We start from the raw sequence: 24,682 nt of genomic DNA, 5'->3' as shown, positions 1-24,682 counted from the left end.
TGCCTGATTTAAAAATTTTGTTAAACCAATTAAATAATCTGCGAATAAATTCGTAATTAAAAAATTCTACCTACATTTGAACTACTAAATATTTCGTATATCAAATCAACCAACATGAAAAAAATAATTTTTACCGCACTGGCAGCAGGTTTCATTAGTTTGTCATTTACTGCATCAGCGCAGGAGGATCTTAAACAAGACTCAAAAGACTACATCACAAAACCGGATAAAAAAGAAAAAAAAGAAACACAGGAAATTATTATTAAAAGCAATGGTGATAAACCCGTTAAACTGAATGTTGAAATTGACGGTGATAAAGTTACCATCAACGGAAAGCCTTTGTCTGATTTTAATGATGCAGATGTAACCATCAATAAAAGGAAATTCATCATCCGCGACGATCATGGAGGAAATATGACTTTTAATTTTGACGGCCCGGATGGAATGCCAGAGATTGCTGGTCTTGACCGCTTACAGGGAATGAAAAGAGGCCCCGGTGCTCACAGGCCTTTCCTTGGCGTAACAACAGAAAAAACTGCAGAAGGCGCTAAAATTGTGGAAGTACTAAAAGAAAGCGCCGCTGAAAAAGCCGGTTTAAAAAAAGATGACATCATTACCAAAATCGGCGATGAAAAAGTAAGTGATGCCGGAGAACTGGCTGAAATCATCAGCAATAAAAAACCAAAGGAAGAAATAAAAATAGCCTACATAAGGGATGGCAAAAAAAAGGATGTTAAGGCTGTATTGGGCGACCGGATTGAAGAAAGAAATATGGTTTTTAAATACGACAATTCCGGTCCGATGGCGCGTGGTTTTAAAGCTCCCCGTGTGCAGGTAAGACCAATGCCCGATGGTGACATGTTCCGGAATTTCAATATGGATGACAATTTTAATTTTGGCCCGAATGAGGACATAATAGGCGGCATGTTTCCGCGGCAAAAAAGGTTGGGATTAAAAATTCAGGATACAGAAGAAGGTGGAAATGTAAAAGTAATTGACGTAGAAGATTCATCCGCTGCACAAAAAGCCGGTCTTAAAAAAGACGATGTAATCACTGAAATAAACGGTCAGAAAATAAGCAATACAGATGATGCAAGGGAGCAGTTACAGGAAGTAGCCGACAAATCTGCCTACACCATCAAAGCGAAGAGAAACGGAACAGAAATGAATTTCGATATCAAGATTCCGAAAAAACTGAAGACCGCTAACTTATAAACGAAAACCTCCATGTAAAATCCATTCGTCTGTGGCCGCGGCCATTGGCGGATGGATTTCTTGTTTACCCTATCTAAAAGAGGGCATTTGAAATTTCCTCCTTTAGAAAATAGCCACCAACTTCTTTGTACATTTGCAACCGTGATAAAAAATGATAAATACGAGGTTGTAATCGGGCTTGAAGTGCACGCCCAGCTGCTTACCAAAAGCAAATTGTTCTGTGGCGACAGCGCTGCCTTTGGTGCTGCACCCAATACCCATATCAGTCCTATAACACTGGCGCACCCGGGCACACTACCCAAAATGAACAAACAGGCCATTGAATATGCTGTAAAACTGGGGCTCGCACTGCATTGTGAAATTGAACAGCAAAATTATTTTGCCCGCAAAAACTATTTTTACCCTGATTTGCCCAAAGGCTACCAGGTAAGCCAGCATACGACGCCCATTTGTAAAAACGGTACAGTGCGGATTAAGACCGGAGATACCGAACGCCACATCCGGCTGAACCGAATCCACATGGAAGAAGATGCCGGCAAAAGTTTACATGATGTAGATGAAAATTATACTGCCATTGATTTAAACCGTGCTGGTGTTCCCTTGCTTGAGATTGTAAGTGAACCCGATTTGCGCAGCAGTGAAGAGGCTTTTGCTTATGTAACAGAACTGCGTCGACTCGTGCGCTGGCTTAATATCTGCGATGGCAATATGGAAGAAGGCAGTATGCGTTGCGATGCCAATATTTCCATTCGTTTAAAAGGCGAAACAAAGCTGGGCACCCGGGTAGAAGTGAAAAACTTAAACAGCATCCGCAACGTAAAACGTGCCATTGATGTAGAGGTAAATCGCCTGATTGATATTGTAGAAAGTGGTGAAAAAGTGATACAGCAAACAAGAAGTTATGATGCGGATAACAACACCACTTTCTCGTTGCGCAGCAAGGAAGAAGCAGATGATTACCGCTATTTTGCTGACCCGGATCTCACCCCATTTAACATCACGCATGAATTTTTACAACAGGTAAAAGATGCATTGCCTGCGCTGCCTGAAGAACTGGAAAAAAAGTATATCTCGGTATTTAATTTACCAGTGTATGATGCGCAGGTAATTTGTGGTGATAAATTACTCGTTGATTTTTTTGAAGCGACCATACAACATACCAATCATTACAAAGCCGTAGTTAACTGGCTGATGGGTCCTGTAAAATCTTACTGCAACGATCGGGGTATTGATCTGTCAGACTTTCCGTTAACGCCCGAAAAAATAAGTGCACTGATTAAACTGGTGGATGAAGGCAAGGTGAATTTCAGTATCGCATCTTCAAAAATATTTAATGCTTTATTGGTTGATCCACGAAAGGAACCTTTACACCTTGCCACCACCTTAAACCTGCTGCAGGAAAGCGATACAGGCTCGGTTGCTGTTTGGGTTGACGAAGTAATTGCTAAGATGCCTGAAAAAGTAAAGGAATATAAAAGTGGTAAAAAAGGCCTGATCGGATTATTTGTAGGCGAAGTTAAAAAATTAAGCAAGGGCAAAGCAGATATGAATCTTGTAAATAAATTATTGGCAGAAAAATTAAATTAAACAACCGGAATGAAAAACTTATTAACGATTGCCTTGTGTGCTGCCACTTTATTATCATGCAATAATAAAAATGAGCCGGGAAAATTTATAGTAAACGGACAGATCAGCAATGCGCCTGATCAAAAAATATACCTGGAAGAATTGTTTTTCAGTGAAAAGAATCCGGAAGTGCTGGACACTGGCGAGATAAAAAATGGTCACTTTACAGTATCTGCACTGGCGGTGGAAGAAGGGTTGTACCGCATTCGCCTGGAAAAAGACAGCGCCTTTTTTGTATTGATCAATGATAAAGATGAAATCGGTTTTACAGCCGATTACAACAAACTTGCTACTGAGGCAGGCACATTTGCCTCTCCCGCAAATGCTTCATTAAAAAAATTCCTTGACGGCATCCGTTCACAAAGAATAGCACTTGAAAATAAATCGGCCGAACTGCGGCAGATGACCGCTTCAGGTCAGTCCGATAGCCTGTTAACTCTAAACAAAAATGAGCTGGCGGAAAAGGAAGTGGTATACAATCATTTTATCAGCCAGTATGTCGACACCACCACAGACCCTGTTGTGGCAATGTTTGCGTTGGGATATTCACAAACCATTGAGCCCGATAAATTAGAAAAACCTGTCGCCGGTCTTGCTGCAAGGTTTCCAAAACATATGGCTTTGAACAGCATGGTTGCGCAGTACAATCAACTTATTGCGCAATTCAAGGCAAAGCCGCACGAAGGCGGTATGGCGCCCGAAATAAATTTGCCTGACACAACAGGCAAACCATTTGCATTGAGTATGCTGAAAGGTAAATATGTGCTGGTAGATTTCTGGGCCAGCTGGTGCGCTCCCTGCCGGGCAGAAAACCCGAATGTGGTAAAAGCATACAATACTTTCAAAGATAAAAACTTTACTGTTTTAGGCGTTTCGCTTGACCAGGATAAAGGCCAATGGGAAAATGCCATCAAGGCAGACAGCCTGGACTGGTATCATATCAGCGATCTTAAATACTGGAGCAGCGCTGCTGTTAAATTGTATGGCTTTGATGGAATTCCTTACAACGTTCTTGTTGACCCAACAGGAAAAATTATCGCCATGAATTTAAGAGGCGATGCGCTTGAAAGCAAACTGGCAGGGATTTTAAAATAAACGCTTAATATTTTTTTACCGGTTCTTTTACGAGTGTGGTATCTTCTTTCAATAATGGTACCTGGTATCCACCGGTATCAATCATTGTTTTAGGAAACATCGTTTTTATTGTGCTCCAGTCTTGTGAAGTATAGCCTGTTTTGTACAAGTACAACCACTGCAAATTTTTAAGTGTTTTTAATTGAGCCACACCGCTTGCAGTAACTTTTGTGCCCACCAGGTTTAAATATTGCAGGCCGGAAATTGCTGCCAGTTGTGCCAAGCCCTTATCAGTAATAAAAGTGTTTGATAAATCGAGTTTGGTAAGATTGGTCAACTGTGCAATCTGTAAAATGTGTTCGTCCGCAATATTGGTATTCTGTAATTTCAGCCAAATGAGTTGTGGTTTTAATTGCTGCAATAGTTGCAAATCTGCTTTGTCAACAACACTGTCTGTTACAAAATTGGCCATTAAATAATTGGTGTTTTGGGCAACTGGCAACACAACAATATTTCTTGCTTTCAGCTGATCAATTATTTTTTCATCTGCTTTGGTAACCGTGGTTGCAGGAATATCTGTTCTTGGCTTTTGTGTTGCAGCAACGCTTTGTAAGGCTAGTAAAACAGGCTTTATTTTATCCGTTTGTGCAAGGTCTTTTACTTTTTTTCGTGCGTCGGCGTTGTTGGCAATCCACCAATGCAGCAAAGCAACCTGGCTCTCTGATAACTGTGGCTTTTCTTTTGGCGGCATATGGTGATCGTTATCTGTTGGCAGCAACAATCTTTTTATCAATTCGCTTGCATCTGCATTACCTGGCGTTATTACTTTCCCATCTTTTCCTCCTTTCATCAGCAGGCTTATTTCATCCATCCGCAGGCCGCCTTTTTGTTTATTGACGTTGTGACAGCTGTAACATTTGGTTTGTAAAATGGGAACAATTACATCAGTATAAGCAATGGCTTCCTGCACATTGGCAATGGGCTTAATTGTCGCATTCGCCAAAGTATCGTTGCTAAAAATTTGCTGCAACGGGCGACTCAAATAATCCGATCCATGTGTAAGCGATCCGCCCAAATGGCCGGTAATCATCAGTAACACAAACAACCCGGCCGAAAGTATTTTTTTATTAATAGCAAAAGCCGGATTTTTTTCTTTGGCATACAAAACCAGCGAAATCAATGTTACCGCAATGGCCATCCACATGTGCCAGCTTACAAGCGATTCATCGTAATCGTCACTTATTGATAAAAGGTAGCCTGTAATGCAGGAAGCAAAAGCCATACAACAACCAGCCAGCAAAATAACCGGAATTGCCGGGGCAAGTGCTGCATATTGGTTGTTACGGTTCATCCACTGCAGCAACAATGCGACGAACAAAATACCGATGGGTAAGTGCACCAGCAGCGGATGAAAATGACCAAAAAATTCAATGACAGATAAAAGTTTCAACAGATAAATTTTTATTAAGGCAAAATAAAAAGGCTTGTCCTGCTAGTGTAAAAGAGTTTTGTTACAAGCAGTTGTTTTCCAATCAGCATCGTTGTGTCACTCCCTTGTACATCTTCAGCAATATGCAATAACTAATCACAATACTTCAAGGAAACAACGTGTTACATCCAAATATAAAAAGGAAAATATAGTCTTCTGTGCATAACCAAATTTCCCTCCGTTATCAAAAGACTGTTACAAATATCTCTTTCTCAACAAATGCATCATATAAACATTAATAGCCCACTGATCAGCTAGTGGCTGGTGGGTAAAAGGAACAGTGGGCATATAATCCGGCGGACCAAATTCTGTAAGTACCGTTAGTACGTCTCCTTTTTGCTTTTTGATGGCAACCACAGTATCCCACCAGGCAAAATGCGCTTTTACCGCTTCCTCCCATTCCGGCGCTCTCGGGTCGCTTACCTGTGGCCCTTCCGCATGGCCAATGCGGGCATGCAAATGATCGGTTCTCTGTATTGCCAGATTCACCGTTTCCTGCTGATCAGCCAGTAAGCTTTCACTCACATTGCACCAGTGCGATATATCCATTGTAATGCGCAGGCCGGGTATTTGCTGCATAAATGTTTTGGCAACCGGTGCCGCAAAAAGCATCCTCGAACGGTGCGTTTCGTGACAAATTTTTATCCCCGTTTCTTTTGACAGCGCCATAGTAAAATCAATCAGCGCCTTGTTTTCTTCGTAACTGAAATAATCTTTACCGCTATGGCAATTGATGTATAAAGGCGATTGTACTTTATTGGTAACAGCAGCTGTAACCATCTGTTTAAAGCTGGAAAAATGTTCTGCATAATTGCTTTGATGACCGGCTGTAAGAAAGCCTACTTCCAGGTTATACTTTTTAAGTGCAGCAAATAATTCATCGGTTTCTTTTTGTGAATTGTTCCACCATATTTCTATACCGTCGTACCCTTCCTGTTTTACTTTGGCGCAATAAGCGTCTATGCTTCCCTGGTAGCCCCAGTTGGTAGCCAGTACTTTCAGTTGAAAACCTGTATTCATTTGATTGATTTTTTGTGGTATGGCAAATACATCCAGCGAAGTAAGCAATAACGCCGTTGTTGCAGATGTGGTTGTTTGTAGAAAGTTTCTTCGGTTTAACAGCATGGTCAGTGGTAAATGGTCAGTGGTGAGTAGTGAGTTTTGAGCAATCGTTCACTCAGCACTCACTACTCACAATACTAGCTTAAAATATCAGTAATTACTTTTCCTCTCGTATCAGTTAACCTGAATGGCCTTCCCTGGAAATCATAGGTTAGTTTTTCATGATCAAAACCCAGTTGATTTAAAATCGTTGCCTGAATATCAAAGGGCTCAACTTTACCACTGATGGCGCTATAACCAATTTCATCTGTCTCTCCATAAGAGAACCCTTTTTTGATACCGGCGCCTGCCATCCACATGGTAAATGCTTCTGTATGATGATCCCTACCCTTGTAAGGATTTTGTTTGCCTTCCCTGTTTTCCATCATCGGCGTTCTGCCAAATTCACCACCCCAAACCACCAACGTTTCTTCCAGCAAACCTCGTTGCTTTAAATCAAGTATTAAAGCCGTGATACATTTATCTACCGAGCGGCATTTATTGATAAAGCCGAGGTCAATTGCAAGGCTGGCATCGGTACCGTGACTATCCCAGCCCCAGTCAAATAATTGTACAAAGCGAACACCTTTCTCCACTAATTTTCTTGCAAGCAGTACATTGTTGGCGAAACATCCGTGGCCGGGTTTGGTGCCATACATTTCATGAATATAAGCAGCCTCATTGTTAATGTTCATCACTTCCGGTGCAGCTATCTGCATCTTATAAGCCATTTCATATTGCGATATCCTTGATAAAATTTCAGGATCATTGTAGGTTTTATATTCTTCTGCATTTACCTGGTTAATGGCATCAATACTTGCTTTGCGAAGGTCCCTGTCCATACCTTCCGGATCTTTAATAAACAATACCGGATCGCCTTCGCTTCTGCATTGAACGCCCTGGTATACGCTTGGCAAAAAGCCGCTTCCCCACACGCTTTTACCTGCATCGGGATTTTTTCCTCCACTGGTTAACACCACAAATCCGGGCAAGTTTTGATTCTCTGTACCCAAGCCATAAGTAGCCCACGATCCAATACTGGGTCTGCCTAAACGTGCCGAACCCGTATGCACCATCAGCTGTGCCGGTGCATGGTTAAACTGGTCGGTAGTAACTGCTTTTAAAAAACTTATTTCATCTACAATAGAAGCCAGGTGCGGCATATTTTCGCTTACCCATGCACGGGAGTTGCCATGCTGCGCAAACTTTGCCTGCGGCCCCAGCATTTTAGGAACACCTCTGATAAAAGCAAACTTCTTTCCTTCCAGTAATGACTGCGGACAATCCTGTCCATCCATTTTCATCAGCTCGGGCTTGTAGTCAAACAGCTCCAGTTGCGATGGGGCGCCTGCCATATGCAGGTAAATCACGCTTTTTGCTTTGGCGGCAAAAGGCGGCAACTTGGGCATCAGCGGATGAGCAGGATCAAACGCTACACTGCTGCTCTGCGGCCCTTTGCCGGCGCAGCTTCCAAACAGCGAGCCCAATGCCAGCGCACCCAAACCCATTGCACTTTCTTTTAAAAAGTGGCGGCGGGTATTCATCTGCATCACGGCTTTTTCAGCCTCCCTTATCAACCGCTGCTGGTGTAATTGTTTTTGTGTCATTGTAATAGTTTGTTGTGTTATCTACTGCAATTAGTTCTGCTCTATAACATCATTTATAAATCATCACTCATAATTGTTCCCTAGTTTTTCGTCACCACTTCGTCCAGGTTCAGCATTGCATTGGCCACGACCGTTAATGCGGCTGTTTCCGGATTGTTGTGTTCATTCGGTGCTCCAATCAGCTCACATGTTTTCTCTTCATCTTTTTTAAATTTATTGAAAGCAGTGTTGTATAAATTTAATAAAGCCTGTAAACTTTTTGCATCAATATCATGCATGGTTGCCAGCTGAAATCCCTTTTTTATTTGCTCACTGGTTTCTTTCCCGGCAACGGCCTGAATACGGTAAGCGAAGTTTCTTGCGATGTCAATATACGCAGAATCATTCAATGTGGTGAGCGCCTGCAAAGGTGTATTGGTGCGGATGCGCCTGGCGGTACACACTTCACGTGCCACACCGTCAAATGTCATCATAGATGGGTAAGGTGCTGAACGTTTCCAGAAAATATACAGTGCACGGCGATACTGTTCGTTTCCTTTTGGCTGTTGCCATTCTTCACCGTTCCAGGGCGAAAGCCAGATACCGTTTGGCTGCCAGGGATAAACGCTGGGACCACCAATTGCCTGGTTCAGCAAGCCGCTGATGCTTAAGCTTTGGTCGCGGACCTGTTCGGCTGATAAACGTACCCTTGATCCGCGGGCATATAATTTATTGTAAGGATCTTTTTGCTGTAATTCAGGCGGGAGTTTTGAATCCTGCTGATAGGCAGCACTCATCACAATTGTACGGATCAGTTTTTTAACGCTCCAGTTATCCTGGTGCATAAACCGGTAACTGAGCCAGTCAAGCAGTTCAACATGCGTTGGCGCAATGCCCTGCGAACCCAGGTCTTCCAGCGTTTCTGCCAGTCCGTTTCCAAACAGTTGTTCCCATATACGATTCACCATGGTTCGGGCTGTTAATGGGTTTTGTTCTGCCGTTAACCACATGGCCAGGCCAAGCCTGTTTTTGGGTGCATTGGCAGGAAAAGGGTTGAGCGATTTAGGTACATCCGGTTCCACCGCGTCGCCTTTTACAAGCCAGTTACCACGATTGAAAATATACGAAGTACGATGCATGTCCGGTGGGTTTTCAAACATCACCGGGGTTGTGGTAACTTTTGCGTTCACCAGTTGCCAAAACCAGCTGTAGGCAGAATCGTATCCCGGTTTTTCTTTGCCGGGAAAGGCTTCTTTAAAACGAAACCATTCAAACAAAACGCCGGTTTGTTCCGGTGTCTTCAGGCTGCTATTTTTATAGGTAAAATAGAGATCATGAAAGCCATTGGTCGCTTTGATTTTAGTATTGGCAATTTTCCAGCCTTCTTTTACCGGCGCAATTTGTACGGTAGTTAAAACCGGACCGTTTAAAGAATCGGTATGAATGGTCCAAACACCATTATTTACAGACGAAGTATAGCGAAACAATAACTCCTGTTTATTGCTGAGATCAACATGCTGTAACCTGCAGGAACCATTATTGCGCATGCCTGCATACCAGCTACTTACAAGGGCTGCATTTACAAACTGGTTACATTGCAAGGAGTTGATGGTTGGCTGCCATGTTTTTAAAAAAGTATAATAGGCTTTGGCTGTATCAGCCGATGAATTGCCGGTAATCCATTTTGTTAAGCGAAAAATGGTGGCGCTGTCCCTGCCGGAGTATTGCCGCAACAAGGGATAATCGGCTTGAGAGTCTTCATCTCTTGCGTTGTTGAAAAAAGCCATGAACTTATAATAGTCATCATGCTTAAACGGGTCGTACGGGTGACTGTGGCATTGCACACAACCAAAACTAGTGCCCATCAATCCCTGCCAGGTGGTGTTTACCCGATCCATTACGGCGGCGGTTCTAAACTCTTCATTGTCGGTTCCACCTTCATCATTTGTCATGCTGTTGCGGTGAAAAGCGGTGGCGATATAGTCATCGTCTGTTGCATCCGGCAACAAATCGCCGGCAATTTGCTCCACCAAAAATTGGTTATAGGGTTTGTCTGCATTGAAATTTTCGATGAGCCAATCACGGTATTTCCAGATGTTTCTGCCCATGTCTGCCTCATAGCCTTTGGTGTCGGCATAACGTGCCAGATCAAGCCACATGCTGGTCCATTTTTCACCATAATGCGGCGAAGCCAGTAAGGAGTCAACCAGATTTTCATAGGCTTTGTTGCTGCTATCATTCAGAAACTGCTGCGCAATATTTTCTGAAGACGGCATACCAATTAAATCCAGGCTAACCCTTCTTAACAGCGTTTTTTTATCGGCCTGCGGCGATGGTTTTAAATCCTGTTCATTCAGTTTTTGTTCTATAAAATAATCAACTTCGTTTTTTACCCAGTCACTTTTTTTATTGATTAAACCAAAGAAACTTTTGGCCTGTGGAACAGCGACTTCCTTTACCGGGGCATAGGCCCAGTGCTGGCCCCAGGCTGCACCCTGTTTTATCCAGGTTGACAAGATTTCAATATCTTCTTTGCTGAGTGCATCATGTTTATAAGGCATCCGTTCTTCGGGATCTTTCAGGGTTAAACGGCGGATCATTTCGCTGTGTTCAGGATCACCGGGTATAATCGCCTGTTTGCCTGATTTGGTTTTGGCCAGCGCTTCTTCTCGAAACAATAAACTAAAACCACCTTTCTGTTTTACCCCGCCGTGGCAGGTAATACAATTTTTATTGATGATAGGTTTTACCTGGGTTGTAAAATCGATGGTTGATTTCCGGATGCCGATCAGCCAGCTGCTCGCCGCCAGGGCAACCAATATCAAAACAATAAAGATGATTTTTTTATGCATGCCGGAAGAGCAGGTTGAGTATAAATGTTACCCTTAAAGTTAAAACTTTGTATGGAAGAATGTTTTTAAAAAATTATTTGGTGTATATGCACGAATTGACCCGAAGAATCTGACTGCTGTATTATTAAGTTTCTGTGTAAATTTAGAGTTAATAATAACCATAATAATCTTCCATCAGGTTGAATCTTTTTTGTACAGTTCAGCCATTTATTGACATAAAAAAAAGACACGTGAAGTACTTATTGATAATGATATTTTTCTTGAATTACCATTTTATCCAGGCTCAAAAAATTAAAGAGGAGGGATCATTTGTTGAAAATTTCAATAACCCTGCTTCAAAAATTTTCAGGTATGGCTCAACTGGCAATGCTGCTGATTTTAAAAAGGCACTCGGAGTAAATTCAATCACAGAACAAGGTACTAAAATACTTTCTTTTAAGATTGATCCGACGGACTCTGCCGGGCCCGGGCGTGGACCAGAAATTATTTCAAACAACTTTACCCATTTTGGCACTTATTCAGCAAGGCTTAAAATACCTGATGTTGTAAAAACACAGCCCAATGCCGGAGCAGTGGTCGGGTATTTTACCTATCACGTTGATAGCATTCCCGGCCTCAGTGAAATCGATTTTGAATGGTTAATTGCTGACCCGCAAGTAATTTATATTGGAACATGGACAGGACACGAAAGCACTTTAAAAAGAATCGGCCGCACCATCAACCTGGCCAAGGGAATCATTTACACCACGGAGTATAAAGAAAATTATAATGGCGCAAGTGAGCAATTGACTGGGATGCAAAGTCAGCCGGCATCCATCGCACCGATACCCGGTTACAATGCTTCTTTAAAATTTTATACCTATGGTTTTGACTGGTACCCGGACCGCCTGCGCTGGTGGATATTGCACCCTGTGACCAATGAAAAAATTATACTGTGGGATTACCAGGGATCGCAAAGGGGGATACCGCAAAATCATAGCCATTACAGGATGAACTTCTGGCACACGAACAACTGGCCCGTTCAAACTAATCCCAGTTCAATAGAAAAACCAAATCAACCTTACGAACTGGAGGTGGATTGGATGTCCTATCATCCATTTAATAAATGAGGTAGCTGGCACATGCATTGACCTGAATGGAATATTTAATTCAGGGTAAACTTTCAATTCTTCGTCACCACTTCATCCAGGTTCAATATCGCATTTGCAACAACAATCAGGGCAGCAGTTTCGGGGTTGGTATGTTCGTTGATGCCACCCACCATTTCGCAGGTGTTATCTGCGTTATTTTTAAATTGATCATACCCTTTTTTATACAAATTGGTCAATGCCTGTAAACTGCCTGCGTCTATTTCATGATGAGTAGCGAGTTTAAAACCGGTCTTAATTTGTTTGGCTACCTCGCTGCCGGCAAGGGTTTGCATGCGGTACGCAAAATGCCGCGCCAAGTCAATATAAGCTGAATCATTCAAGGCTGTGAGCGCCTGCAATGGCGTGTTGGTACGGATGCGGCGCACGGTGCATACTTCGCGGGAAACGCCATCGAAGGTTAACATAGAGGGATACGCCGCGGACCTTTTCCAGTAAGTATACAAGGCCCGGCGGTACTGATCTTCATTTTTACTTTGCACCCACTCGGCACCATTCCAGGGCGAAAGCCAAATGCCTTTTGGCTGGTAAGGAAAAACACTGGGGCCAAACATTTTATTGCTGATCACGCCGCTGATGCAAAGTGCCTGGTCCCTGATTTGCTCAGCGGATAAGCGAACCCTTGGATAGCGTGCGTAGAATTTATCCAACGGATCTTTCTGTAATTGCTCCACCGTTATTTTTGAATCCTGCCGGTATGTACTGCTGAGTACAATTGTTTTGATTAACTTTTTTACGCTCCATTGATCACCATGCATAAAGCGATAGCTTAGCCAGTCCAGCAGTTCCTGGTGCGTAGGTGTTGTGCCCTGTGAGCCCATATCCTCCAGCGTTTCCACCAGGCCGGTGCCAAACAATTGTTCCCATACTCGGTTGACCATTGTGCGTGCAGTCAGGGGATTTTGGTCAGACGTTAACCATTGCGCCATGCCCAGCCTGTTTGCCGGCGCATTGGCCGGTAGCTTGCCCAACGATTTCGGAATATCCGGCTGCACGGCCGCACCTTTTACAAGCCAGTTGCCTCGTTCAAATACATAAGACGTGCGGTGCAGGTTGGCGGGGTTATCCATCATTACCGGCGTAGTGGGCACATCGGCATTCAGCAGACGCCAGTATTTTTTTTCAACACTGTCATAACCCGGCTTGCTGGCGGAAGCGAGTTCGTTTGTAAAATAAAACCAGTCGAATAACGCACCGGTAGCTTCCGGTTTTTTAAGCAAAGGATTGATGTAGGTAAAATATAAATTATGAAAACCAGTTTGTGGAATGATGTTGGTCTCGTTAATTGTCCAGCCATTTTTTGTTTGCTTCAGTGGAACATTTGCAATAACAGGACCGGTTGGCTCATCAATATGTATTTGCCAGGTACCGCCTGCAGCATAACCTTGGTACCGGAAAATCAATTGTGTGCGGTTGGTAAGGTCCACATTTTTTAGCCGGCACAGCGCCTTGTTGCGCAAGGCCAGCCATTTGGTATCGGACAATTCGCTATTGGTAAAACTATCGCAGGTAAGGCTGTTGTAAGCGGGTCCCCATGTTTTTAAAAATACATAGGCTTCCTTTGCTTTGGCAGGAGAAGCATTGCTTTGGAGCCAGTTAGTTACGGCCAGCAATTCTTTTTGCAAGCTATCATTGTAATGCCGTAATAAGGGATAATCTGCTTCAGTATCTTCATCGCGACTGTCATTATAAAACGCCAGGAACTTATAGTAGTCTTCATGCTTAAATGGATCGTAGGGATGACTATGGCATTGCACGCAGGCAAAAGTTGTTCCCATGGTGGCCTGCCAGGTGGTGTTCACCCTGTCCATTACGGCTGCTGTTCTGAACTCTTCATTATCTGTACCGCCTTCATCATTGGTCATAGTGTTGCGTTGAAAAGCTGTTGCAATGAAGTCTTCGTCGGTTGCCCCCGGTAATAAATCGCCGGCTATTTGTTTGGTAAGAAAACTATCATAAGGAATATCCCGGTTAAAGGCATTGATGAGCCAGTCGCGGTAATGCCAGATGTTCCGGGTATCGTCCCGTTCGTAGCCTTTGGTGTCTGCATAGCGTGCAAGATCCATCCAGAGTGCAGCCCATTTTTCACCATAATGCGGCGATGCCAGCAAGGAATCAACCAGGTTTTGATAAGCTTTGTCGCTGCTGTCAATCAGGTATTGTTGGGCAATATTTTCAGGCGCAGGCATGCCGATGATATCCAATGCGGCACGACGCAGCAGGGTTTCTTTATTGGCCTGCGGTGAAGCGGATACTCCGGCTGCTTTCCGTTTGGCTTCAATAAAATTATCTACTTCGTTGCTGGCCCATTTGCTGCTGGTTTTAAATAAACCAAAAAAAGTTGCTGGCTGCGGAACAGGCGTTTCTTTAACTGGTGCATAGGCCCAGTGCTCGCCCCAATGGGCGCCTTCATTAATCCAGCGGGTGAGGATTTCGATATCTGCTGCTGATAAATGATCGTGTTTATAAGGCATCCGTTCTTCCGGATCTTTCAATGACAGCCGCCTGAGCATTTCGCTGCTGCCGGCGTCGCCGGGTATGATGGCCGGCTTACCGGATTTTGTAATGGCCAGCGCTTCTTCGCGGAAGAGCAGGCTAAAGCCGCCTTTTTGTTTTACGCCGCCATGGCAGGTAATGCAGTTTTTGTTGAAGATGGGTTTAACCTCTGTTGTAAAATCAACTGGTGGTTTTTTGGTGATATACAAAAAACTACTGCCCGCCACGAGGAACAAGATAGCCACAACAGTGATTTTTTTAGAGAGAAAGGCAGGCATTGAATTTTCGTTTTTGCTTATTAAAATTAACGATAATTGGCCGAATTAACCTCATCTGGTTTAAATACAAAAAGTTCATTCATGCGTAGAGATAAGCAGAAAAAAGGAACATTTGAGAACATTAATTTTAAGGCAAGCATGGAACCAAAAAATTATTAGTCTATTTCGCAATGTGTTAAAAATTACAAACATAATTAATGACTTCAATTACCAAACTCAATGAACCAAATAGGTATAACGTACAAGAGGGCGACGCAAGAATTTACCACATAGCTTCTTAGCCCAGACAAAATAAAAATAACATCACAGATAATACAAAAGCCGAAGCGATTAAACTTCGGCTTTTACTTTTTTAGACTGATCTGTTATTCGTTAATGCCTTCCAGTGCAAGAAAAAACGCGTACTCTCTTGCCTTATCTTTTAATGGTTTAAACCTTCCGGAAGCGCCTCCGTGACCGGCGTCCATGTTGGTGTACAGAAACAATTTATTGCTGTCTGTTTTCATGGCTCTTAATTTGGCTACCCATTTAGCGGGCTCAAAATATTGTACCTGGCTATCGTGTAAGCCCGTTGTTACAAGCATATTTGGATAGGCTTTCTTTTCTACATTGTCGTAGGGCGAATAGCTCTTCATGTAGTCGTAACTTTCCTTGTTGGCGGGGTTGCCCCATTCATCGTATTCATTGGTGGTAAGCGGTATGGATGGATCGCTCATGGTAGTGACCACATCCACAAAAGGCACGGCTGCAATTACGCCGTTCCAAAGATCGGGACGCATATTTACTACGGCACCCATCAGCAAGCCGCCGGCACTGCCGCCGTTGATGTACAAATGTTTGGTGCTGGTATATTTATTGTCCAGCAGCCATTGAGCGCAATCGATAAAATCGGTAAAAGTGTTTTTCTTTTTCATCATTTTTCCATCCTCGTACCAGTAACGGCCCATCTCCTGGCCACCACGAATATGCGCAATGGCAAAAGCAAAACCGCGGTTGAGCAGACTTAACCTTATACTGTTGAAAGCGGCGTCTGTACTGGCGCCATAACTACCATAAGCATACAACAGCGCGGGCGCATTGCCATCTTTATTAAAGCCCTTTTTGTATACGATAGAGATAGGGATTTTTGTACCATCTTTGGCCGTAGCAAATGCACGCTCAGTTGTATAATCGCCCACTTTAAAATCCCCCAGCACTTCCTGTTGTTTCATTAGCTTCTTTTCTTTTGAAACCATGTTATAATCATACACAGAAGCTGGTGTTGTTAAGGAGGTATAATTAAACCGCAGCACATCTGTATTGTAATCTGCGTTGGTACCAATACTGGCCGTATAGGCTGGTTCATCAAAGGCGAGATAGTGACTGGCATTGTCTTTCAGGCTGATGATATGGAGTTGTGTAAGTCCGTTGATTCTTTCAGACACCGTCATGAAATTTTTGAACAATTCAAAATTCTGCACCAGGATACTGTCGCTGTGCGGCACCATATCTTTCCAGTTGCTGGTGTCTTTTTTATCTTCGGGGCAGGTGACTATTTTAAAGTTTTTTGCATGCAGGTTGGTGCGGATGTAGAACTGGTTATTGGCATGATCCACATCGTACAACACTTCTTTCATGCGTGGCTGAAAAACCGCAAATGCATCACCCGGTTTATCGGCATTGATCCATTTTATTTCTGACGATAAAGTTGCCTGTGAAGTGATTAAAATGTACTTGTCTGATTTGGTTTTGCTTACGCCAATATAATTGCTGGGATCTTTTTCTTCGTATACAATTTTATCCTGCATCGCGTCGGTTTCAAGCTCATGTTTTTTTATTTTTTCTGACAACAAGGTGACCGGATTTTTTGCAGTGTAAAAAATAGTTTTGTTATCGTTGGCCCAAACCGGGTCGGCCTCAGTATCTGTGATGGCATCTTTATAAATTTCACCCGTCTGCAGATTTTTTATGTAGATGGTGTATTCCCTTCTTGACAGCATATCAATGCCATAAGCCAGCAAATTATTATCCGGACTGATGGCAAAGCCGGTAGCTGAGAAATAGTTATGTCCTTCCGCCATCGCATTCACATCGAGCAATACTTCTTCAGGCGCACCCAATGTTCCTTTTTTTCTGCAGTACACAAAATAATCTTTGCCTTCTACCTGCCTGCTGTAATAAAAATAGCCCTGTTTAAAAAATGGCACGGACTCATCCTTTTCTTTTATGCGGGCTTTCATCTCCAGATACAATTTTTCCTGCAATGCCTTTGTGCCCGACATCATGGTGTCGTAATATTTATTTTCAGCCACCAGGTAATCAACTACTTTGGTACTGTCAGGACCTTTCTTAAAAAAGTCATTTAGCCAGTAATAATTATCTGTTCTTGTATCGCCGTGGGCGATTAATTCTTTCGGTTTTATTTCGCATACCGGCGGTGCGATATGAGCTGGCCAGTTGTAAGAGGTTTGTTTCAAAGTTGATTTGTTATTACATGATAAAGCCGCCATTGTTATAATTGCCAAAGGCAGCCAGTTTTTTGTTTGCAGGTGCATATGTGGATAGTATTTAGTAAAGTATTAATGTTGATATAACAGCGAATTAAAATTACCTGTCTGCTAATTTCTTCTTGCCAGTACAATCGGTAATTTAAATTGTTTTGTCTTGCCTTTCAAATTAAAAACTTCAGCAAACACAATGTAAATTCCTACCGGCAGCTGCTGACTTTTTTCTCCCAATCCATCCCAAATAAATTTACCCTTCGTACCACACAACGCATTGCGCTGCAGGTAACGCACCTTTTTGCCCGCAGCATCAAAGATAGTGATGTTAGCCACATAGCCCGGCTCCGGAAAATTATAACTGAGTGTTGCAAAATCATCCTGACTATCATTATCGGGCGAAACAATTTCTGGTGCCAGTTTCAATTCGCCCTGTAAAGTTTCGGTGATATGAAATTGTGAATTTTTGAAAGCGGGAGTTCCGTAACCTGCGCTGATGGCTGCTGAATGCCAGTTGGCTGCTGATTGCGATGGTGCATTGTAATCAATTCTTTCCAGCGATATACCTTCCGTATGATCGAGCAATTTAAAATGCCATTGATCACTATAAGTTACCTCATCAATAATATTTCCCTGTGCATTTAAAACAACCACACTGCTTTTATCATTATTATAAGAAGGCAGATTTACTGTGACGAAAGCATCAGGGTTCTGCGTGACGTACGATGATTTTACCCAGTCAATATCTTTGCTTAGCAAAATAAATTCCTGCGGAAAGAGGAGGTAATTTTCTGCGCTGATTGCTGTGATATTGCTGATGGCGCCGTTGGTTCCGAGGTTAGCGATGTAGGTTTGTTTAAGATCAATTATTTTATTGCTGCGGTTGTAGAGTTCAACATAATCACTGCCTGCTGCTGGCGGATCAAACAAAATTTCGTTGATGATTAGGTCAAGGCTGTCGGCTACAACACTTCGTCCAACCTTTACAATATTTTTAATTCTAATAGCATTACCAACACAATCTGTAATGCCCGTTACGGTGACAGAATAAATTTTTGACGCTTCAAGTGGAGCGCTTAACTCCAGGTTTACTTTATCCGGCACTGGAAATATAGCGGTGGCAACGACAGGCAAACCGATGCCATCGCTGATACTGTAATTGTTTACTGAAATGGCTTTCAGGGCGTCCAGTGGTTCGTCAAAAACAAGGACAATATTTACGCTGTCTGTTGCATAGGCACGCAATAATTTCGGCGCATTGGTATCGGGATTTATTGCATCGACGGTATTCTTTATACCCGGCGAACCTCCTCTTGCATCTGTGCTTGCCTTCCAGTTGCTGCTTCCTGAACAAGGATTTTTAGTGTCCGTCATTTCAAGGCTCCATCCGCCCTGCTTTTTTAATTCATTCTGATACCAGTTGTCTGAATAGTTAACAGCATGAATTACTTTTTCCTGTGATGAGATAATTGATAACACATCACCCTCATTTCCCAGTGAAGGGAAACTGGTGACTGCGATCGCCTTTCCTAAGCTTGTAAATGTTCCAAGTGCGTTGCTGGAGCAGATTATTACGAGGCTATCTGATGGTAAAATAAAATCAGGCATGGCCCCGCTTGTGCCTGAACGACCACTCAATTTCCATCCTTTTAAATTGATGGGTGTTATCGAAGTGTTCTTCAATTCTATCCATTCATTGTTTGGCAAATTACCCTGTGTTACAGGATGCGCCATTATTTCATCGATTACTATATCATACAAATGGCTGTTGTTAAGCGTTACAAATACAATAGGCGCAACTGCATTTATGATTGCATTGCCTGCTATATCCTGTACCCCATTTATTGTTAGCTGATTGTTTGGCAAGCCCGGCAAATTGTTGTTGAATGTTAGATGAACAACTGTATTATCAAATGCATCCAGCAAAGCTTTGACCGATGCTCCTATTCCATTATTTACAGAATAGTTAGCCGCTACCTGGCTGCTGATATTATCCAACGGTTCATTAAAAAATACATCCAGTTCGTTTGCACTGATTGCTTTTGCGTTTTGTACAACCGGTGGAGTAATATCGGGGGCTATCGTTTTTACTTCTATGTCATCAAAAAAATGTCTTTGTATAAAGCTGGCTGTGCTTTGTTTTACAAGTATTCCAAAGAATGAAGAAGTTGTAATGTTGGCATCTGAAACGGTCCCTTCTGTAAAATAATTTGTGCCAGCACCCGTCATGTCACGATTTAATGTCCAGTTGTTTGCCGCATCTCTTGTAACTTTTATTTTTATTTTATTGTTGGATGAGCTGCTGACAGCGCCATCAACACCGTCGATGATTTTAACTGCTGTTGCATTACCTGCGTCTTTACGGTATAAGCTTATTTCATCGGCAGTATTTCCGATTCGTACTACATAACCCGCATTGTCAAGCGCTTCCAAATTGCCTGAAGTGGATACCAGGTAGACATCTGTGTAGTTGGCACCTGAAGTAGCGAAGGTCAAATTAATATAGAAATCCCACTGCGCATTTACCGCCAGTGTGTTGGGCGTAGTGATAAAAAAACTGCTGTTGATCACTGTGTTATTACTTTGCAACTGGCCGGACGGGTTTACTATCCAGTCGACTCCAGTGCTTGTCCATACAGGGTTTGAAGTATAGTCGCCGTCGGAAAAATTTTCTGAGATCTGTGCATGCGTTATTAAATGAGTACACAAAATCATGGGCATGAAAATCATTAGTATCTTATGCATGAGAACGGGTTTAAATATTTCAGGTATTATCAAGTGGAGAAAAAAGGAAAGCAAGAGGACAGCTTAAAAGAAGAATATAGCTACCGGGTATTTTAAAGATACTGTTTTTAATATATTTATTTATAATCGTAAACGTAAAAAATGAATTGTACAACTTTCAATAAGGCTTATAAAACAGTATTTGTAATTTAATTAAAGAATGGTTTTATTAAATGCCTCACAATTTTACCTGCAGGAATGTTTGGCTGGTTGAGAAATAGTATTTATTTTCGCACCCGCAATGATGACAATAAAACATACAAAAACAACTAAGAAACATTCCGGTAGCGGGAGGTAATCAGTGTTTTGTTTGTTACACAATATGCACAGCCTTCCGCCAAAACGGGAGGCTTTATTTTGTCCTCTCTTTTAAAGGCAGACTGAGAACAAATCAAAACCTTTAATCAAAATAAAAACTAAACAAATGAAAGTTGCTGTAGTTGGCGCTACCGGGTTGGTAGGCACAAAAATGTTACAGGTATTAGCCGAAAGAAATTTCCCGGTAACCGAATTAATTCCTGTCGCTTCTGAAAAATCAATTGGTAAAGAAGTGGAGTTTAAAGGAAAGAAATACAAGGTAGTTGGTTACGAAGACGCTATTGCAGCAAAACCAGCCATTGCTATTTTTTCAGCCGGTGGTGGTACATCATTGGCCATTGCACCAAAATTTGCTGAAGCCGGCATTACTGTAATCGACAATTCCAGCGCATGGCGTATGGACCCCACAAAAAAACTGGTTGTACCTGAAGTAAATGCGGATGTGCTGACTGCTGACGATAAAATTATCGCCAATCCAAATTGTTCTACTATTCAAATGGTTGTGGTTTTAAAACCATTGCATGACAAATATAAAATTAAAAGAGTTGTAGTATCTACCTACCAAAGCGTTACTGGTACCGGCGTTAAGGCGGTAGAACAATTGATGAATGAGAGAAAGGGCGTGGAAGGAGAAATGGCTTATAAGTATCCAATTGATTTAAATGCTATCCCACAAATTGATGTGTTCCTGGAAAATGGTTACACCAAAGAGGAAATGAAAATGACACACGAAACGGTGAAAATTATCGGTGATGCCAATATTAAAGTAACCGCTACCACGGTGCGTATCCCCGTAATGGGCGGCCATAGCGAAAGCGTGAACATAGAATTTGAAAATGATTTTGATCTTGCAGAAGTAAGAGAACTGTTGAGTAAAGCGCCGGGTGTTGTGGTGCAGGATGATATAGCTAATTTCATTTACCCGATGCCATTAACCGCTCATGAAAAGGATGAAACCTTCGTCGGCAGAATACGCCGGGATGAAACCCAGCCGAATACGTTGAACTGCTGGATTGTGAGCGATAATTTACGGAAAGGTGCTGCCACCAATGCTGTGCAGATTGCAGAATATTTGCTCGAAAAGGGATTGGTGTAAACCCATCTTAATAAAACTAAAAACGGCCATCTTTAAAAGATGGCCGTTTAATTTCATTTTATTATTTCAGGATGATTAACTAATCGTCCAGGTTTCATTTCCGCGTAATAATTTATCCAGATCGCCCTTGCCTTTTTTAGAAATAATTTCTTCTATCTGCATCGCCATTCCATCTTCATAGCAAGGCCGGTCAGTTTCAAAAAATACTCCAAATGGTCTTGGTAAATGGCCGGCCAGTCTTGGATCATCAAACATGCGGATCAATATCTGCGCCTTGTAAAAATCTTTTTCATCGTGTATCCAAAGGTCATCTGCACTTGCTTTACCTTCTCCAACTTCTACAATCACCGGTTTAAATCCATCCAGTTTAATGCCTTTATTTTTTGAAGCACCAAATAACAATGGCTTTCCCTGCTCCAGGTACAATCCTTCTTCTTGCTTTGTGCCTTTTTCAGTAAATATTTCAAAAGCCCCGTCATTGAAAATATTGCAGTTCTGGTAGATCTCTAAGAATGAAGACCCTCTATGTGCCTGAGAACGCAACAACATAGACTGAAGATGTTTTGGATCTCTGTCCATAGTTCTTGCTATAAAGCTGGCGTCGGCTCCCATAGCCAATGCCAATGGATTAAACGGATGATCGATACTGCCAAAAGGAGATGACTTGGTAATTTTATTTTCTTCCGATGTAGGCGAATATTGCCCTTTTGTTAAACCATAAATCTGGTTATTGAACAACAATACATTTACATCAAAATTTCTGCGCAGCAAATGAATGGTATGGTTACCACCAATACTTAAACCGTCACCATCACCTGTAACTATCCAAACACTCAATTCAGGACGGGCAGCTTTCAGTCCACTGGCTACTGCGGTTGCCCTTCCATGAATACTATGCATACCATAGGTATTCATATAATACGGAAAACGGCTGCTGCAGCCAATACCGCTGATAATTACAATGTTTTCTTTTGGAATACCCAGCGTAGGCATTACTTTTTGTACCTGGGCCAAAATGGAATAATCGCCGCAACCCGGGCACCAGCGCACTTCCTGGTCAGTAGCGAAGTCTTTTGCAGTTAGGGTTTGTACGGGTTCAGAAATTACTGTTTCACTCATATGGACTTTTTATTAGTGTGTAAAGTTACAAATAGATGCTAACATTAGAAAATGAAAACACTTATCCGATATACATTAACAATTAAGTTCTGCACTTTATTGTTCTTTACTCTCTTTTAAAAAATCTTTTACACCGGCGACAATCTTTTCCACCATTTGTTGCTGAAAACCCTCGTCCAGAATTTTTGTTTCTTCCTCCAGGTTACTAAGAAAAAGCGTTTCAATTAACGCATTGGGATATTCGGTGGGGCTGTTGAGCATGAAATTGAAAGAGCCAGTATTGCCATATTCCTTTAAACCCAGTTCCAGCATGCGTTTATAAATATCCAGGCTTAAATTTTTAAACCCGATATACCGGTAATAGGTACTGGTACCGCCGGTACGAAACGGGTCTTCGGATGAATTAAGATGAACGCTTAACAATAAATCCGGCAGACTATCCCTGTAAAAAAGTATCCGCTCTTTATTATCAAAAAATTCCTCTTCTGTACGGGTCATGATCACTTTTGCACCTTCCTTTTCCAATGCTTTCTGCAACTTTAACGCCACCGCCAGCGTGATTTCTTTTTCGTAAACACCTGTTGCACCGACGGCCCCGGTATTTTTACCGCCATGGCCGGCATCAACCGCAATTACCAGGTTTTTTAAAGAAAGATTTTCCGGCTGGTGTTTGATCTTTATTATCAGGGTATTGCCACTGTAATAAATCAGGTGTCCCCAATGCTGCGCATGTTTTAAAGAAATGGTTATTCTGAAAAGTCCATCCTCCACCTGTTGGTAGTCAATCTTCCTGATTTCTTTTGCTGTTTGCAATTGGGTAATCCAGTTGGTATTATTAGTAGCGCCATAAATATCCACCACTAAGGTAGAAGGATCTGTAAATTGGTATGACTGGTAAGGCAATCTTGCAAACAAGCCCACCTTTACGTAATCGTACCGGTCGTCTCCATACACATTCCATTTATCAGTCAACGATTCAGGAGTAAAAGTTCCTTTGGGCATTAATGTTACCAATTCATCGGGAATATAGGCTGTTCTGCTTTTTGACAATTGCACCTTAAAATGCGTTCCCACCTTTCCAATAATTTTCAGCACAATATTGCTGTCAATATAACCAATCTTAGCGCCGCCCAGGCGGTCATCCCCGAGTCCGTATTCCAAATGCGCCAACCTGCCTTTAGTAAGTGCTATATCAGAGGCCAGCGGGGACATTACAGAAAAAACCTGTTTTGTTTCTTTGGTTGTACTAATCTGCAAAGAATCTGTAATGGTAACCGGCATTTTCATTACGGCAAAACTATCTGTTTCTTTTACGATGTATTCGCCCTGGTAAATACCGGGCATTCCCCTGGTTTGCGTAACAGGCAATTCATACAAACGGGTATCGCCAATGGTTTTTACTGTGCAGTGTGTAAAGGCCTTTACCCTGAATTGAATTTTATCGCCGGGAGACAGCACTAAATTTCCTTCGGGATAGGTCTGAATGCTTTCAATGCCCAGTTCCTTTACAGGTTCAGCAGGCTTTGGCACTGAATAAGTATAAGTAACTTTTTTAGTAGCTGTTTTACCGTTGATAACAGCGGCCAGGTTAATCGTAGTATCTCCCGGATGCAAATTTAATTCAATTGCAAAAGCGCCTGTTGGATACACTTTTACCGAAGATCCGTTTACTGTAACCATGCAGGTTTTACAGGTGCTGCCAATAATAAAATTTGTTGACCAGGAGACCTGATTGGATTCCCTTGAAGGTTGTACCAGGCGGATAAAAGGCTTATCGGGTGTTTGGGAAAAGGAATGGATACCTCCTGCACAAAGAAATACTGATATAATTAGTTTAATCACTTTAATAGTTTATAGAAAGGTAAAAATACACGATTAGAAAATGTAACTGCGATTAACGGGCCATGGTTGACGAACAGAAAAAAGTTTCTTGAAATTTTTACAGGGATTTACGCAATAAAAAAATTACTGTATCAAAATTTTTATAATTCAAATAAAGTATATATTCATCCCCTAAAAT

At 42.1% G+C, this 24,682-nt stretch carries 14 protein-coding genes; 5 read left to right on the top strand and 9 right to left on the bottom strand.

What is annotated here, in order from left to right:
* Positions 1 to 114: 114 nt before the first annotated feature.
* From QWZ08_RS21620 to QWZ08_RS21610, 3 genes are all read left to right on the top strand, one after another.
* Positions 115 to 1,215 (top strand): PDZ domain-containing protein, encoded by a 1,101-nt coding sequence (locus tag QWZ08_RS21620; RefSeq protein ID WP_290339650.1) that lies wholly within the window; start codon positions 115 to 117, stop codon positions 1,213 to 1,215.
* Positions 1,216 to 1,302: 87 nt separating this feature from the next.
* Complete coding sequence (gatB, locus tag QWZ08_RS21615) at positions 1,303 to 2,802, top strand: Asp-tRNA(Asn)/Glu-tRNA(Gln) amidotransferase subunit GatB (protein WP_290339649.1); 1,500 nt, start codon at positions 1,303 to 1,305, stop codon at positions 2,800 to 2,802.
* A gap of 9 nt (positions 2,803 to 2,811) precedes the next feature.
* Complete coding sequence (locus QWZ08_RS21610; protein ID WP_290339648.1) at positions 2,812 to 3,936, top strand: TlpA disulfide reductase family protein; 1,125 nt, start codon at positions 2,812 to 2,814, stop codon at positions 3,934 to 3,936.
* A 4-nt stretch (positions 3,937 to 3,940) separates the two neighbouring features.
* On the opposite strand, the gene QWZ08_RS21605 is transcribed toward QWZ08_RS21610, so the two are convergent.
* The 4 genes from QWZ08_RS21605 to QWZ08_RS21590 form a co-directional block, all read right to left on the bottom strand.
* Positions 3,941 to 5,365, bottom strand: coding sequence for a c-type cytochrome domain-containing protein (locus QWZ08_RS21605; RefSeq protein WP_290339647.1), 1,425 nt, complete (start codon positions 5,363 to 5,365; stop codon positions 3,941 to 3,943).
* 234 nt (positions 5,366 to 5,599) lie between these two features.
* Complete coding sequence (locus tag QWZ08_RS21600) at positions 5,600 to 6,529, bottom strand: sugar phosphate isomerase/epimerase family protein (RefSeq protein WP_290339646.1); 930 nt, start codon at positions 6,527 to 6,529, stop codon at positions 5,600 to 5,602.
* A gap of 74 nt (positions 6,530 to 6,603) precedes the next feature.
* Positions 6,604 to 8,112 carry a DUF1501 domain-containing protein gene (locus QWZ08_RS21595; protein ID WP_290339644.1) on the bottom strand — a complete coding sequence of 503 codons (1,509 nt, stop codon included), beginning with the start codon at positions 8,110 to 8,112 and terminating at the stop codon, positions 6,604 to 6,606.
* Between the two features lie 80 nt (positions 8,113 to 8,192).
* Positions 8,193 to 10,943: a DUF1553 domain-containing protein gene (locus QWZ08_RS21590; protein WP_290339643.1), complete on the bottom strand. Its 2,751-nt coding sequence runs from the start codon at positions 10,941 to 10,943 to the stop codon at positions 8,193 to 8,195.
* Positions 10,944 to 11,173: 230 nt separating this feature from the next.
* Here QWZ08_RS21590 and QWZ08_RS21585 point away from each other — a divergent pair, with 230 nt between their 5' ends.
* Positions 11,174 to 12,052, top strand: coding sequence for a glycoside hydrolase family 16 protein (locus QWZ08_RS21585; protein WP_290339642.1), 879 nt, complete (start codon positions 11,174 to 11,176; stop codon positions 12,050 to 12,052).
* A 53-nt stretch (positions 12,053 to 12,105) separates the two neighbouring features.
* Here QWZ08_RS21585 and QWZ08_RS21580 read toward each other — a convergent pair whose 3' ends face one another.
* The 3 genes from QWZ08_RS21580 to QWZ08_RS21570 form a co-directional block, all read right to left on the bottom strand.
* Positions 12,106 to 14,865 carry a DUF1553 domain-containing protein gene (locus QWZ08_RS21580; RefSeq protein ID WP_290339641.1) on the bottom strand — a complete coding sequence of 920 codons (2,760 nt, stop codon included), beginning with the start codon at positions 14,863 to 14,865 and terminating at the stop codon, positions 12,106 to 12,108.
* A 365-nt stretch (positions 14,866 to 15,230) separates the two neighbouring features.
* Positions 15,231 to 17,321, bottom strand: coding sequence for a S9 family peptidase (locus QWZ08_RS21575; RefSeq protein WP_290339640.1), 2,091 nt, complete (start codon positions 17,319 to 17,321; stop codon positions 15,231 to 15,233).
* Positions 17,322 to 17,462: 141 nt separating this feature from the next.
* A complete protein-coding gene (locus tag QWZ08_RS21570) occupies positions 17,463 to 20,090 on the bottom strand; it encodes a lamin tail domain-containing protein (RefSeq protein ID WP_290339639.1) in 2,628 nt (875 codons plus the stop codon).
* A gap of 463 nt (positions 20,091 to 20,553) precedes the next feature.
* On the opposite strand from QWZ08_RS21570, the gene QWZ08_RS21565 reads away from it, so the two are divergent.
* Positions 20,554 to 21,543: an aspartate-semialdehyde dehydrogenase gene (locus tag QWZ08_RS21565; RefSeq protein WP_290339637.1), complete on the top strand. Its 990-nt coding sequence runs from the start codon at positions 20,554 to 20,556 to the stop codon at positions 21,541 to 21,543.
* 75 nt (positions 21,544 to 21,618) lie between these two features.
* Here the strand turns inward: QWZ08_RS21565 and QWZ08_RS21560 are convergent, their stop codons facing one another.
* A complete protein-coding gene (locus QWZ08_RS21560) occupies positions 21,619 to 22,662 on the bottom strand; it encodes a 2-oxoacid:ferredoxin oxidoreductase subunit beta (RefSeq protein WP_290339635.1) in 1,044 nt (347 codons plus the stop codon).
* A 96-nt stretch (positions 22,663 to 22,758) separates the two neighbouring features.
* The gene (locus QWZ08_RS21555; protein ID WP_290339634.1) at positions 22,759 to 24,504 is read right to left on the bottom strand and encodes an N-acetylmuramoyl-L-alanine amidase; all 1,746 of its coding nucleotides are present in this window, start codon (positions 24,502 to 24,504) and stop codon (positions 22,759 to 22,761) included.
* Between the last annotated feature and the right edge of the window lie 178 nt (positions 24,505 to 24,682).

This window comes from Ferruginibacter paludis, from assembly GCF_030409685.1.
GTDB lineage: Bacteria > Bacteroidota > Bacteroidia > Chitinophagales > Chitinophagaceae > Ferruginibacter > Ferruginibacter paludis.
The sequence above is the reverse complement of the archived record's forward strand: the minus strand, read 5'-3'. Positions and strand labels throughout refer to the sequence as shown.

Excerpts from the sequence above, each read along its gene's own strand:
- QWZ08_RS21620 (WP_290339650.1), top strand. The coding sequence starts at position 115 with ATGAAAAAAATAATTTTTACCGCACTGGCAGCAGGTTTCATTAGTTTG.
- QWZ08_RS21610 (WP_290339648.1), top strand. The coding sequence starts at position 2,812 with ATGAAAAACTTATTAACGATTGCCTTGTGTGCTGCCACTTTATTATCA.
- QWZ08_RS21600 (WP_290339646.1), bottom strand. The coding sequence starts at position 6,529 with ATGCTGTTAAACCGAAGAAACTTTCTACAAACAACCACATCTGCAACA.
- QWZ08_RS21595 (WP_290339644.1), bottom strand. The coding sequence starts at position 8,112 with ATGACACAAAAACAATTACACCAGCAGCGGTTGATAAGGGAGGCTGAA.
- QWZ08_RS21590 (WP_290339643.1), bottom strand. The coding sequence starts at position 10,943 with ATGCATAAAAAAATCATCTTTATTGTTTTGATATTGGTTGCCCTGGCG.
- QWZ08_RS21580 (WP_290339641.1), bottom strand. The coding sequence starts at position 14,865 with ATGCCTGCCTTTCTCTCTAAAAAAATCACTGTTGTGGCTATCTTGTTC.
- QWZ08_RS21570 (WP_290339639.1), bottom strand. The coding sequence starts at position 20,090 with ATGCATAAGATACTAATGATTTTCATGCCCATGATTTTGTGTACTCAT.
- QWZ08_RS21565 (WP_290339637.1), top strand. The coding sequence starts at position 20,554 with ATGAAAGTTGCTGTAGTTGGCGCTACCGGGTTGGTAGGCACAAAAATG.
- QWZ08_RS21560 (WP_290339635.1), bottom strand. The coding sequence starts at position 22,662 with ATGAGTGAAACAGTAATTTCTGAACCCGTACAAACCCTAACTGCAAAA.